Raw genomic sequence first — 13425 nt, forward strand, 5'->3', positions numbered from 1 at the left:
AAAACCACAAAGAGGGGTCACTTCGAAGCCCAGACCATGGAACGACGAACGCGTGTTGTTTTCGCGTCCGGGTTGACCATCGCCATCTTCCTCGGGGTCCAACTCGGCGCACTGGCGCTGGTCGAACCGTTCGAATCGGCCGGCTACCAGACGGTCGAAGACCCCTCCGACCCGACGAACAGTCTCGTCTACGTCGCGGTCATCCTCGTGTTCACGGCGGGGATGCTCGCGGTCATCAAACTCGGCGTCGAGTGGATTCTACGGGGACTCATCATTCTCACGAGCGGGATGCTCTCGTTGTACGTCTTCAGCGTCGTCGTCCCGTCTGCGGTCGAAATCTCCGTCGGCGGGGCACCGATAAACGTCCTCGCGTGGGTCGCCGCCGCACTCGTCGCCGTGGCTATCGCCGTCTACCCGGAGTGGTACGTCATCGACGCCGCGGGGGTCGTCATGGGTGCGGGTGCGGCGGGGCTGTTCGGCATCAGTTTCGGTCTCCTTCCCGCCATCCTCCTGCTCGCCGTCCTCGCGATTTACGACGCTATCAGCGTCTACGGCACCGAACACATGCTCACGCTCGCCTCCGGGGTGATGGACCTGAAGATACCCGTCATCCTCGTCATCCCGCTGACGCTCTCGTACTCGTTTCTGGACGAGACGGCACAGGCCACCAGCGAGGGTGCCGTCGACGAGAACGCGGAAGGAGGAGACGACGACCGCGATGCGTTTTTCATCGGTCTCGGTGACGCCGTGATGCCGACCGTGCTCGTCGCCAGCGCCGCCTTCTTCTCGCCCGCCGACCCCCTCGTCTCCGGCACGGCACTCAACCTGCCCGCGCTGACCGCGATGGTCGGCACCCTCGCTGGACTGGTCGTCCTCCTCTGGATGGTGATGAAAGGCCGGGCCCACGCCGGACTCCCCTTGCTCAACGGCGGCGCTATCGGCGGTTACCTCCTCGGTGCGCTGGCGAGTGGCATCTCGCTGATGCAGGCGCTCGGACTCGGAAACCTCACGCTCGCGTAACACGGCGGCCAGAAGGCCCTAGTGTCGGCTTCGAGTAAGCCGACGTATGCCAGACCCAGACGTCGGTACGGCGACTATCGTCTACGACGACCCCGATGATGGGACGATAGAACGCGAAATCGAGAACGAGGATGTCGTCTATTTCGACGACCACTGGCTCATCAAGGTCGGTGAAAACGACGAGGGAGACGACGTTGTTCGTCGGATACCCCGCGAACGAGTCCACTACGTCCAGCGTTCCATCGACGAACTGGAGAAGAAGGTACAGGGTGCTATCGAGCAGGCGAAAGAGCAGTTCGGCTGGTCGAGCTAGCGACCTTCACTTTCTGCGGTCCGATTCCGGCGGCGCGGCGTCTTTCTGGCAGTGGAGAGCGCCTTCGCAGGCGTTCGTCGACGTCGTCGAACACCACAAACACGGTACGGGAAACCGGTCTCCCGTGTGGGCAATCACAGAGTAACCGGTCCGCGTCGGTTCACACCTCCGGCGTCTCCACGATGTCGGGTACGCCCGCGGCCGTGACGGTCTCGCCGACGACGAACGACGATGCAGGACTGGCGAGAAACTGGACTACGTCGGCGATCTCCTCGCTCACCCCGACTCGTCGTTCCACCTCGTCGCGGTCGACGTCCTCGGCGCTGATGCCCATCTGGGATTCGAGCCCCGGCGTGGCGACGAATCCCGGTGCGACGCAGTTCACCCGGACGCCCGCGCCCGCCCACTCGAACGCGAGCGAGCGCGTGAGGTTGACGATGCCGGCCTTCGCCGCGCCGTAGTGGCTCATGTACGGCGACCCCTGCTGGCCCGCCACGCTGGCGACGTTGACGACCGACCCGCCGCCGTCTTTGAGGTACTCTCCCGCCGCCTGCGTGCAGTGGTAGGTACCACCGAGGTTGATGTCTACCACGCGGTGCCACCCGTTCGGGCTGATATCGTCGAATCCGGCCATGAAACTCGCTCCGGCGTTGTTCACGAGCACGTCGAGCCCGCCGAACTCCTCGACCGTCGCTTCGACGAGCGCCTCGACCGCCTCGCGGTCGGTCACGTCACACTCGACCGCGAGGGCGTTCTCGCCGATGCTCTCGGCCACGGGGTCGACGTTCTCCTGTTCGCGCGAGCAGACGACGACGTTCGCCCCACCGTCCGCGAATCGCTCTGCGACGACTCGACCGATACCGCTCGACGCACCCGTCACGATGGCGGTCTGTCCGTCGACGCCGAACTGGTCTATCACGGTTCGTCTCCTCCTGTGTGACTCTCGTGCATACACCGTGCTACTCCGACTCGGGGGTTAGTTCTTGTCGTGGTCATCCGAACCGGGGGTGGGAGGTTCCGACGTGGTCCCGGAAGACAGCGATAATAACTGAAATCGGTTTCGAAAACCCGTCGACACTACCTAATTTCGTTTCTCAGTAAACCTATACCGGTTGCGTACGTCACGTCTTTCGATGACCGAGGTCACGGTGGGAAGCGGTCGGCGATTGGATTTTTCGGTCTCCGAAGTGACGGGTGCAGTCGGCGATTCGATAACCGTCCTTCCGGTCGTGGTCGCCGTCTCGACGCTCACCGAACTCGAACTTTCGACGCTGCTCTTCGGATTCGCCGTCTTTCAGGTCGTCTGGGGGCTCCGTTACGGCGTCCCTATCTCGGTCGAACCGATGAAGGCGCTCGCCGCGCTCGTCATCGCGGGGACGCTCACGACCGGCGAGTTCGTCACCGCCGGACTGCTCGCCGGCGGCGTCCTCCTCGTCCTCGGAACCACCGGGTCGCTTCACCACCTCGCGGCGTCCGTCGGCGAACCCGTCGTTCGGGGGGTGCAGGTCGCAGTCGCCCTCCTCCTCGCACGAACCGGCCTCGAACTCGGCGTCACGACGCCGACGAACGCACTGCTCGCCATCGTCGTCACCGGCGTCGTGGTCGCGCTCGGCTACCGGCGAGCGAGCGCACTCGCTGTGCTGGCACTGGGATTCCTGCTCGCGGGGCTCGAAGTCGGCGTTCCGTTGCCTCGGTATCCCACCGTCTCGTTCGATTTCGCCCTCTCGTTCACGTCCGGGATGCTTTCAGCCACCGCCGGGCAGTTGGCGATGACGGTCGGAAACGCGGCCGTCGCGACCTCGCTGCTCCTCGGTGACCTGCTCGATGCCGACGTGTCGCCGGACGAACTGGCGACCAGCATGGGTGCGATGAATCTGGTCGCGTTGCCGCTCGGGGCGATGCCGATGTGTCACGGCAGCGGCGGCGTGGCGGGAAAGTACGCCTTCGGCGCGCGGACGGCCGGCGCGAACCTCGTTCTCGGCGTGTTCTACGCGCTGGCGGCCGTGTTCGCGGTGTCGCTCGTCGCGGCGTTCCCGCTCTCCGTGCTCGGCGTCGTTCTCGTGCTCGTCGCGGTCGAACTCGGCCGGGCGGGGCTCGACACCGACGACCGATGGCTCGCGATCGGGATGGGTATCCTGGGCCTGCTCACGAACGTCGGCGTCGCGTTCGCCGTCGGAGTCGGTGCGTGGTGGCTTCGGAACAAAATATAATTCGTGTGCGATGCTCACTCGAACCATGGACGACGCCTCGGAAGACGGGTCGTCGAACGACGACTCAGCGCACGAAGAATCCGCGAAAAACGACCCGTCGGAACCCTTCGGCCCGAACCGCCAGCGCGAGGTGTACGCAGGCGGGATGCTCGCAGACCAGACGCCCGACCTCCCGACCACGCCCGAAGCGCTCGCCGAACTCGCCCGCGAGGAACTCCCGCCCGAGGCCCACGCCTACGTCGCGGGGTCGGCGGGGGCAGAGAGCACCGCCCGCGAGAATCGCCGGGCGTTCGATAGGTGGCGAATCGTCCCCCGGATGCTCCGCGACGTCGCGGAACGCGACCTCTCTGTCGAACTCTTCGGACGGGAGCTTCCGGTTCCAGTCATGCTCGCGCCCATCGGCGTCCAGTCCATCATTCACGAGGAGGCCGAACTTGCCACCGCGCGGGCCGCCGCAGACGTGGACGTACCGCTCGTCCTGAGTTCCGCCTCCTCGGAAACGATGGAGGACGTGGCCGACGAACTCGGCGACACCCCCGGCTGGTTCCAACTCTACTGGAGCGCCGACCGCGACGTGACCGCGAGTTTCCTCCACCGGGCGGAAGACGCTGGATACGAGGCTATCGTCGTCACCCTCGACACGCCGATGATGGGGTGGCGGGAACGGGACGTCGACCACGCCTACCTCCCGTTCCTCGACGGCGAGGGGGTGGCGAACTACCTGACAGACCCAGCGTTTCGCGACTCGCTCGACGCCCCGCCGGAAGAAGACGAACGCAGCGCACTCTGGCAGTTCACGGAGATATTCGGCGACCCGTCGCTCACGTGGGACGACCTCGATTTCCTGCGCGAACACACGGATCTCCCCCTCGTGCTGAAGGGAATCCTCCACCCTGCCGACGCCCGTGAAGCGGTCGAACGCGGCGTGGACGGACTCATCGTCTCGAATCACGGCGGCCGGCAGGTGGACGGCGCGATTGGCGCGCTCGACGCCCTCCCCGACGTCGTGGACGAAGTCGGTGACGAGGTGCCAGTGCTCTTCGACAGTGGAATCCGACGCGGAGCAGACGCATTCCGCGCCATCGGACTCGGGGCGGACGCCGTCCTGCTGGGGCGTCCCTACGTCTACGGCCTCGCGGTCGCCGGCGAAGATGGCGTCCGAGCGGTGGTACGGAACTTCCTCGCCGACCTCGATTTGACGCTCGCGCTGTCCGGCCACACGTCGTTCGCGGACGTCGACCGAAACACTCTGGTCGAATCGAACGAGTGAGGCGGAACGGACGACCGGGGAAACTGTCCTAACGGATTTGGTGATGGCGAGTGTAGCAGGGACGATGCCTGGGGGGAAAGATTCGTACGACATCGAATCGTGGGAACCACGGACGGTAACTGACAAACTCGCGCTCCGACTCTACCGGTTTCTCAGGGAGGTGACCCGAGGGGTGACGCTGGTCGTCGCGCTGGCGTTCGTGGTGGTTGAACTCGCGTTAGTGGGTACGACGGTCGTCGAACGCCCGCTACTCGGCGTGCTCTCTTTTTTCTCGGTCGTTCCGGCGCTCGCCCTCGCGGTGTACATCTGGCAACTCGACCCGACCGAACGGGAACCCCTCGTCACGCTCGTCGCAACCTTCCTCCTCGGAGTCGTCTTCGCCGCGTTCGCCGCGGTCATCAACACGGTCGGATTTCTGCTCCTCGCCGGAACGGGAGTGGGTATCCTCGCCATCGTCCCCTTCTTTTTCCTCGTCGTCGGCCCGGTCGAAGAGTTCGTGAAGTGGCTCGCGGTTCGCTTTCACGCCTACCGGACGCCGCACTTTCGCACCGCAGTCGATGGGGCGGTGTACGGTGCGATGGCAGGACTCGGCTTCGCGACCATCGAGAATATGACCTACGTCGTCGGGTCGGTCCAGCGAGGCGGCGTCGGGACCGTCGTCTCCATCTCCGGTGTCGCAGTGACGCGGGCCATCGTCGGTCCGAACCACGTCCTCTGGGCAGCCATCTCCGGGTACTATCTCGGACTGGCGAAACTCGTCTCCACCGACCGCGGGCCGATAATCGTGAAAGGTATTGCTATCCCCGCGCTCCTCCACGGCTTTTACAACTCCACCGCCGGGTTCGTCACCGATTGGCTGACCGCCACCGTGGGCGGGAGTACGCTATTCTGGTTGCTCGTCTACGTGCTCGTCTTCGCGGGTCTCGTCGGGGCGTATCTCTTTCGGAAGATTCGGCGCGCGAGGTGGTACTACGAGGGACAGATTCGAATCGGGTGAGATCGCGCGAGAACGTGGCCGCCGTTCGAGAGACACCGCCTTCCGACGACCGCGGGTGATGGTTGAGAAGGTGAGCCGTTCGGGTGACGGGCTTCCTCCGGAACCGGGCAATCTCTCGTCTGACAGCTTTCTACTCGGACTGCGCGACGAGTTCGAACTTCTGTACCTTCCCGGTCGTCGTCCGGGGCAGTTCCTCCACGAACTCGATTTCGCGGGGGTGTTTGTACTCCGCGATGTTGTCCAGACAGAACTCCCGTAGTTCCTCGGCCGTCACGTCGGCGTCCGGAACCGGCACGACGAAGGCTTTCACCGTCTCGTTTCGGCGTTCGTCCGGGATACCGACGACGGCCACGTCGGCGACCGCTTCGTGTTCGAAGAGGAGTTCTTCGACCTCGCGCGGATAGACGTTGTAGCCCGCCGTGTTTATCATGTGTTTCTTGCGGTCTACCACGTAGAAAAAGCCGTCTTCGTCCCAGTAGCCAATGTCTCCCGTGTGGAACCAGCGTTTCCCGTCGCGTTCGGTGAACGCTTCCGCAGTGGCTTCTGGAAGACCGGCGTATCCGACCATCACGTTCGGCCCGGCGACGACGATCTCACCAGTCACGTCGTCCAGTCCCGCGTCGTCCTCGTCGAGCGGTCCCTCCGCCACCGGTGAGAGTTCCTCGAAGTCGTTGTCCACGACGCGCGCGCTGACTCCCGAGATAGGCTTGCCGATGCTTCCGACGCGTCGTCCACCCTCGGGCGTGTTGAAGTGCGTGACCGGACTCGTCTCGGTCAGGCCGTAGCCCTCGTAGATTTTCACGTCGTACAGTTCCTCGAACCGTCGGAGCACTTCGATTGGAATCCCGCCACCGCCGACGCCCGCGAGTCGCAGCGAGGAGAGGTCGAACGAGTCCGCGTTCGGTTGGTTGATGACGTCGTTGTACATCGCGGGAACGCCGTGCATCAGCGTCAGTTCCGCGTCCTCGACGAGCGAGAGGGCCTGCTGTGCGTCCCACGTCGGCAGGGGATAGAACGACCCACCGCGGAACAGCGTCCCGTTCATACACACCGTCATGCCGTAGATGTGGAACAGCGGGAGGACGCCCAACTGTGAGTCGCCCGGACCGATTCCGCCCGGCACGAGGTCTGCCGCCGCTTCGGTGTTCGACGCGAGATTGCGGTGCGTGAGTTCGACTCCCTTCGGCGTGCCGGTCGTTCCGCTGGTGTACGGCTGAACCGCGATGTCGTCGTCCGCGCGTTCGGCGATCTCGACGTCTCCCTCACCGAGGAACGTTCCGAACCCGCCGTCGCCGACGGTCACGACGTGGTCGACGTCGGTGTCCTCGCGGACTTCCTCGACGAACGGTACGAGGTCGGGAAGCGTCACAACGACTCGCGCGCCGCTGTCGGCGAGCAGGTGGCGAATCTCCCGCGCTTTGTACTGTGGGTTCATCGGGACGACGACGCCACCGGCTCGGAGCGTTCCGTGGAACGCGACGACGAACTGTGGGAGGTTCGGCAGATAGACCGCGACGCGGTCGTCCGCGCCGAGGTCGCGTCGTCTCAACCCCGCGGCGAAGGCGCCGATCTGCTCCCAGAGGTCGCTGTAGGTCAGCGTGCTGTCATCGGTGACGATGGCCGGTTCGTCCGGGTGTTCGCGCACGGTCTCCCTGACCGCAGTGACGAGATTCACCATGATTTGTGATAACGATAACCGTACTCTAAAGTGTTTGCCGAACTGCGGAACACGACGACCCGTTCGAACCGTGACGAACTCGGTGTCACTCAGTTACTCCTTACAGCGGTGTCGATGGGGCACTGTAGGGGTTCTTCAGTCTGTGTGACGTACTCTCAGTATGCACGAAACGAAGCGTCGAACGATCGGCCGCACCTCCATCTCTCCGGGAAATCCGTGGCTGTTCTTCGGTGTGACGTACGCTATAACGTGGAGTTTCTGGCTATCGGCGATAGCCCTGGAGGTGCGTTTCGACAGCGCCGCAGGCGTCGTGTTGCTGCTGATTGGACTCCTCGGCCCAGGGGTTGCCGGAATCGGATTCGTCTACCTCGTCTACGACGGTCCGGGGCGGACGGATTTCTGGAATCGCATCAAACAGGCCCGCCGAATCGGCCTGCGGTGGTTCCTCGGTATCCTCCTGGTTCCGGTAGTCGTGACCCTCGTGGCCGCACTGGGAGATTCGCTACTGGGAGGCCCGGGCGTAGCACTGGGTGAGGGGGTACGGGAGATGAACGTTAATCCACTGGCAATTCTGCCAGCGCTGTTTTTCGCGACGCTCCCGCCTCTCCTCGAAGAGTTAGGGTGGCGAGGGTACGCGTTAGACCGGCTTCAGATGGACTGGTCGGCGCTGGCTGCCAGTTTACTCCTCGGCGTCGTCTGGGCGGCCTGGCACCTCCCGTTGTTCTTCATCGAAGGTTCGTTTCAGCACGACGTGGTCGGCTTCGCGACGGTCGGGTTCTGGCTGTTCATGGTCGGCACTGTCGCGCTCTCTATCATCTTCACGTGGGTGTACAATCACACCTCGCGCAGCATCCTCGGAATTATCGTGTTGCATGGGTGGGTGAACTTTGTCTCCGAGACCATCGAGGTTGCGGACGAATTCTACTACTCCGTCTGGGTACTTTTCGCAGTCCTCATCGTGGGACTCTGGGGGTCGAAGACCCTGACGAACGCCGACGACGTACCACGTCCGCCCTGAATACCGAACGGGCCCTCGACTCAATCCGTCATGTCCGCTCACGTCGGCAAAATAACTCGGGGGTTCGATTGGCGTGATGTCGCATCGACGTTCCGACCGACTCGCGCGCTATATCCGACACAGCTGCTGGAATCTATCACGAGTCGAGGGTCTCGACGAGGCATCTCGGCAAAAATCCCCATCGGTTGGGCGGTAGCTTTTGGAACGTTCGTGGCGTCTCGGCTCCATGAACATCCACTGGCATCGCCGTGACCTGCGAATCGAAGACAATCGGGCGCTCGCGCTGTCCGATGCCGTCCTCCCGGTGTTCGTCTTCGACCCGGCCGTGCTCGAGTACGCGAGTCCACCCCGGATGGCGTTTCTGCTCTCTTCGCTCGAATCGCTTCGAGACGCGTACCGTGAGCGAGGGGGTGAGCTGATAGTCGTTCGAGGTACACCTCACGAAGAACTGCCACGTATCGCGGAAGAACACGGGGCGGAGTGTGTCGTCTGGAACCGCGATTACTCCGGGCTCGCACGGAGTCGGGACGCGGCAGCCGTGGACGCGCTGGCCGACGCGAGAGTCAACCACCGAACCGTCCACGACGCGCTGCTCCACCGACCGGGTACCATCACGACGAAGCAGGGCGAGCACTACTCGGTTTTCTCTTACTTCTGGAAGAAGTGGCGAGAGAGGGAGAAAGACGACCCGTTCGACGCACCGGACGACGTCGCGGCGGTGGACGCCGCCGAGAACCTCGCAAACGACCTCCCCACGCTCGGTGACCTCGGCTTCGCGGAACCGGACGCCAAGATTCAACCCGCCGGAATCGACGCCGGGTGCGACCTTCTCTCCGAATTTTGTGCGGACGGCATCTACGCCTACGATACCGACCGCGACTACCCGGCTCGGGAGGCAACCTCGCGCCTCTCGCCACACCTCAAGTTCGGTACGGTCGGGATTCGAGAGGTCTGGGAGGCGACCGAGAGTGCGAAAATGGACGCCGGGGACGAGGACGCGGCAGAATCCGTCGAGAGCTTCCAGCGCCAACTGGCGTGGCGAGAGTTCTACGCTCACGTCCTCGACGCGCGGCCCGACGTCGTCGTGGAGAACTACACGGACTACGAGTACGACGTCGCCTGGCGCGACGACCGCGAGGGCGTGCGAGCGTGGCAGGACGGCGAGACGGGCTACCCCTTCGTCGACGCCGGGATGCGCCAACTCCGCGCCGAGGGGTGGATGCACAACCGCGCTCGGATGGTCGTCGCCTCCTTCCTGACCAAAGACCTGCTCGTGGACTGGCGCGAGGGGTACGACTGGTTCCGGCGAAGACTCGTCGATCACGACACCGCAAACGACTCCGGCGGATGGCAGTGGGCCGCCTCGACCGGAACCGACGCCCAGCCGTACTTCCGTATCTTCAACCCGATGACCCAGGGGAAGCGTTTCGACCCGGACGCCGAGTACGTCCGCGAGTACGTCCCCGAACTCGAAGGCGTCCCGGCGAAGAAGATTCACGTCTGGCACCAACTGGACGACGCCGAACGAGACGAACTCGCTCCCGAGTACCCCGCGCCCATCGTCGAGCACGCAGAACGACGTGAGATGGCGATTTCGATGTTCGAAAACGCACGTGGATAGGGACGACTCCGGCGAACCACCACGCGAAGACCCCATCACGAGCCACCCGCAAGGAAATAGTCGCTCACCACCTGCGGTCCTGGTGGATGGAGGGCGAGGGAACGACGGACGAACGAAGTGAGTCAGCCGTGACCGAGGGCTCCATGTTGTCCCGGGGTCAGTAACCGACTCCAAAGAACTCTCGGGTGAAACAAATCGAGAAAAGCGGATGTAGAATCGCTAGAACAGCATCACCCGTACAGCGAGTAGAGGACGAACCCCATCCCGACGGCGACCAGGAGCGTCTGGGCGATGCCGAGCGTGAACGCGGAGATGCTGAGCGTGTCGATGAGCGTACATCCCATCGTCCCGCCGACGGTGAGGAAGATGAATCCGATAGCGACGAAGAACATCGGTTCGCTGTGGTTTCGTCGATAGCCGCGAAAGCCCTGATAGGCGATGAGCAAGCCCAGGGTCATCACGAGCAGTTTTCCGGCGAGGAGTTCGAGGCGCATCGTCAGTCACCTCTCATATCTTCCCAGACGCGAGTGAACCGGTCGGCCACGTCCTCGCGTTCGGTCACGGTGACGTCGAGTGCGCCGTTGTCGATGTCGATTTCGACGTGACCGATGGTGGATTCGTACACGGAACGGTGGTTCCCGTCCGGTTCCGGGCGCGTGTACTTCTCGACCAGATTACACGCTTCCAGGTCGCTCAGCCGCCGGTAGATGGTCGGAAGCGAGGCGTCGCATTCGATGCTTAAGGTCTGTGCAGACATCGGTCGTTCGCTCGTTTTGGTGAGGATTGTGCGAGCGTACTCGTCGTCCAGCAGCCGAAACAGCTCTGCTGGACTCAACTCCTCACTCACACCTCGACGAGGAGACTTCACCACTTAATACTTGGCGAATGGTTTCCGAGTCTGAAAACGCACCTTTCAAGATTTAAGCGAGGGTCGCTTTGGTCGAACCAGGACGAATCTTTAGCCATGACCGAAAGCGACGATACGAGACGACGGGCGTTCCTCGGGAGTGCTGCGGCCCTCGTCGGCCTGGCTGGCTGTACGAGTCGCCTGACGGGGTCGGGAAAATCGGCCTCATCCACGGGGAACAGTGGGACGAAAACGACGGGAGACAACACGAACTCGCTGGTGTACGCGAGCGACGAGACGACGAAGTACGGAATCGACCTGCAGGACAACCCCATATACGGCTCGCCGGATGCGGCCGTCGAAATCTACTACTGGAGCGACTACCAGTGTCCGTTCTGTGGTCGGTTCGAACAGGAGACGTGGCCGAAACTGCTCGAAAACTACGTCCGACCTGGCAAGGTTCGGGTCGTCGTCCTCGAACTGCCGAACATCGGGAGTTCCTCCAAATCGGCCGCGCGGATGGCCAAGTGCGTCTGGCGGCAGGTCCGTGAGGACGACCCGGACGCGTTCGATCGCTGGCACGCCACGGTGTTCGACGAACAGGGGAAACCGAACTCCGGGTGGGCGTCGAAATCGAACCTTCTCGATATCACCCGTAAGGTCGATGGCGTCGACGCGAGTGCGGTGAAATCCTGCCTCGACGAGAAACAACAGTCCCTGCAGTCGAGCGTCTCGAACGACGTCGAGGCAGGCCGCAAGAGCGACATCAGCGGGACGCCGGCGTTCGTCCTCGTCAACCGCGAATCGAAAAAAGCAGGAAAGATAGTCGGTGCACAGCCCTACCCACGCTTCGAGAGCGCGATTCAGAAGATTCGAAACGCATGACCGAGACTACTCGCACCCGGCAGTCGCTGTCACAACTCGCCGCCGCGCTGACGTATCCGCTGACGTCCCCCTCCAGGGTGGCAGTGACCGCCATCGTCGCCGTGTCGACCTACGTCCTGCTCATCTTCTCGACGTTTCCGGAGATGTCGATGCAGATGCTCGCCGCGGGACTCCACTGGTTCGACGACACGCTCGTCCTGCTGATGGAGAACGTACTGGCGACCAACGGCTGGTTCGGTCTCGCGCTCATCGTCACCTACGCACTGCTGACGGGAGTCGCCGTCACCAACACTGCGGCACAGGTGAGCGTGGCCGGCGTGTCGAGCCTCTCGGACCTGACCGGCGTGCTCCCCGGACTGCTCGCGTCGGGGTGTGCGAGCTGCGGAGCGGGATTGCTCGGCTTTCTCGGATTCGCCGGGGCGCTGGCGGCGATGCCGTTCCACGGCGACCTCCTCCGGGTTGGCGGCCTGGTGCTCCTGTTAGGATTTCTCGTCCGCGCTGGTGACCCGCGCGAGTGTCGTCTCGATGTGTAGTCGTCTCGACGTGTGGGCGTTCCAACTAATTTCAGAGACAGAAATCGGGCAGGAAACCTATATTGCTGGGGTGTCTCCCCCGACACGAGTAACAATGGCCGACAGTGACTCCGGAATCGGTCGACGGGCACTCCTCGGAACGACTGCAGGTGTGCTCTTCGGACTGTCCGGTTGCACGAGTATCTCCAAGAGACTAGACGGTAAATCGACGAAGACGAACGATTCGTCCGGCGGAACGACGACGAAAGAAAACGAATCGGGACCCACCCACTCCGAGAGCGACCAGTCCACCGAGAAGTCGTCGCTACTGTACGCAAGCGACGAGAAGACGGGATACGGTATCGACCTCCAGGGAAATCCCGTGATAGGGTCGCTCGACGCGCCGTTGGACATCTACTACTGGAGCGACTACCAGTGCCCGTTCTGCGAGAAGTTCGAACGTGAAACGCTCCCGAAACTCATCGAAAACTACGTCCGACCCGGAAAGGTTCGTATCGTCGTCCTCGAACTGCCGTACATCGGAAGTGCCTCGAACACAGCGGCCCGGATGGCAAAATGCGTCTGGCGACAGGTTCGAACCGAGAATCCGGACGCGTTCAAACGCTGGCACGCCGCGGTTTTCGACGAGCAGGGCAAGGAGAACTCCGGGTGGGCGTCGAAAAGGAACCTGCTGGACGTCACTCGAAGCGTGAAGGGGGTGGATGCCGACGCCGTCGATTCGTGCCTGCAGAACCGCACGAAGACCATCAAATCCAGCATCGACGAGGACGTCTCTGCCGCCAACGAGAGCGACATACACGGGACGCCGGGGTTCATCATCTACGACCGGAAGTCGGATGTGACGGGGAAGATAGTTGGCGCACAGCCGTATTCGCTGTTCGAGAAGGAAATTCGGAAGACACGAAACGCCTGACAGTCGGTAGTTCCCATCGTTCCTGATTACTGACTCGGTTTCTGGGGCGAGACGAGAGTAGCTGGCGCGGATGAGCGAATGATTCAACCAAAGACGGCGGTCTCACTCCAGTGAGAGCGC

Annotated in this window: 14 protein-coding genes; 10 read left to right on the forward strand and 4 right to left on the reverse strand. The window is 63.1% G+C overall.

Annotation, left to right across the window (positions count from 1 at the left end):
• Positions 1-36: 36 nt before the first annotated feature.
• Together ACR3FF_RS12510 and ACR3FF_RS12515 are read left to right on the forward strand one after the other, a co-directional pair.
• Positions 37-1020 carry a presenilin family intramembrane aspartyl protease PSH gene (locus tag ACR3FF_RS12510; RefSeq protein WP_458188388.1) on the forward strand — a complete coding sequence of 328 codons (984 nt, stop codon included), beginning with the start codon at positions 37-39 and terminating at the stop codon, positions 1018-1020.
• Between the two features lie 46 nt (positions 1021-1066).
• Positions 1067-1333 (forward strand): hypothetical protein, encoded by a 267-nt coding sequence (locus ACR3FF_RS12515; protein ID WP_458188390.1) that lies wholly within the window; start codon positions 1067-1069, stop codon positions 1331-1333.
• Positions 1334-1493: 160 nt separating this feature from the next.
• On the opposite strand, the gene ACR3FF_RS12520 is transcribed toward ACR3FF_RS12515, so the two are convergent.
• Entirely contained in the window at positions 1494-2252 is a 759-nt protein-coding gene (locus tag ACR3FF_RS12520; protein WP_458188392.1) for an SDR family NAD(P)-dependent oxidoreductase, read from the reverse strand.
• A 214-nt stretch (positions 2253-2466) separates the two neighbouring features.
• Here ACR3FF_RS12520 and ACR3FF_RS12525 point away from each other — a divergent pair, with 214 nt between their 5' ends.
• The 3 genes from ACR3FF_RS12525 to ACR3FF_RS12535 all read left to right on the forward strand — a co-directional run bounded on the left by ACR3FF_RS12525 (position 2467) and on the right by ACR3FF_RS12535 (position 5810).
• Positions 2467-3543 carry a putative sulfate/molybdate transporter gene (locus ACR3FF_RS12525; RefSeq protein ID WP_458188394.1) on the forward strand — a complete coding sequence of 359 codons (1077 nt, stop codon included), beginning with the start codon at positions 2467-2469 and terminating at the stop codon, positions 3541-3543.
• 145 nt (positions 3544-3688) lie between these two features.
• Positions 3689-4813 (forward strand): alpha-hydroxy-acid oxidizing protein, encoded by a 1125-nt coding sequence (locus ACR3FF_RS12530; protein WP_458188413.1) that lies wholly within the window; start codon positions 3689-3691, stop codon positions 4811-4813.
• Between the two features lie 64 nt (positions 4814-4877).
• Positions 4878-5810 carry a PrsW family intramembrane metalloprotease gene (locus ACR3FF_RS12535; protein WP_458188395.1) on the forward strand — a complete coding sequence of 311 codons (933 nt, stop codon included), beginning with the start codon at positions 4878-4880 and terminating at the stop codon, positions 5808-5810.
• Positions 5811-5940: 130 nt separating this feature from the next.
• Here the strand turns inward: ACR3FF_RS12535 and ACR3FF_RS12540 are convergent, their stop codons facing one another.
• On the reverse strand, positions 5941-7488 hold the full coding sequence (locus tag ACR3FF_RS12540; RefSeq protein ID WP_458188398.1) for a long-chain-fatty-acid--CoA ligase: 1548 nt from the start codon (positions 7486-7488) through the stop codon (positions 5941-5943).
• Positions 7489-7648: 160 nt separating this feature from the next.
• On the opposite strand from ACR3FF_RS12540, the gene ACR3FF_RS12545 reads away from it, so the two are divergent.
• Entirely contained in the window at positions 7649-8506 is an 858-nt protein-coding gene (locus ACR3FF_RS12545) for a CPBP family intramembrane glutamic endopeptidase (protein ID WP_458188399.1), read from the forward strand.
• 226 nt (positions 8507-8732) lie between these two features.
• Positions 8733-10127, forward strand: a complete 1395-nt coding sequence (locus ACR3FF_RS12550) for a cryptochrome/photolyase family protein (protein WP_458188401.1) — start codon at positions 8733-8735, stop codon at positions 10125-10127.
• A 230-nt stretch (positions 10128-10357) separates the two neighbouring features.
• On the opposite strand, the gene ACR3FF_RS12555 is transcribed toward ACR3FF_RS12550, so the two are convergent.
• Both ACR3FF_RS12555 and ACR3FF_RS12560 read right to left on the reverse strand, forming a co-directional pair.
• Complete coding sequence (locus ACR3FF_RS12555; protein WP_458188403.1) at positions 10358-10621, reverse strand: DUF7521 family protein; 264 nt, start codon at positions 10619-10621, stop codon at positions 10358-10360.
• A gap of 2 nt (positions 10622-10623) precedes the next feature.
• Positions 10624-10974, reverse strand: coding sequence for a transcriptional regulator (locus ACR3FF_RS12560; protein WP_458188405.1), 351 nt, complete (start codon positions 10972-10974; stop codon positions 10624-10626).
• 117 nt (positions 10975-11091) lie between these two features.
• Between ACR3FF_RS12560 and ACR3FF_RS12565 the strand changes: the two genes are divergently transcribed.
• From ACR3FF_RS12565 to ACR3FF_RS12575, 3 genes are all read left to right on the forward strand, one after another.
• Positions 11092-11859, forward strand: a complete 768-nt coding sequence (locus ACR3FF_RS12565) for a DsbA family protein (RefSeq protein ID WP_458188407.1) — start codon at positions 11092-11094, stop codon at positions 11857-11859.
• The gene (locus ACR3FF_RS12570) at positions 11856-12392 is read left to right on the forward strand and encodes a hypothetical protein (protein ID WP_458188408.1); all 537 of its coding nucleotides are present in this window, start codon (positions 11856-11858) and stop codon (positions 12390-12392) included. Before ACR3FF_RS12565 ends, ACR3FF_RS12570 begins: the two co-directional genes overlap by 4 nt.
• A 94-nt stretch (positions 12393-12486) precedes the next feature.
• A complete protein-coding gene (locus ACR3FF_RS12575) occupies positions 12487-13305 on the forward strand; it encodes a DsbA family protein (protein ID WP_458188409.1) in 819 nt (272 codons plus the stop codon).
• Positions 13306-13425 lie beyond the last annotated feature (120 nt).

Source organism: Haladaptatus ordinarius, from assembly GCF_054177595.1.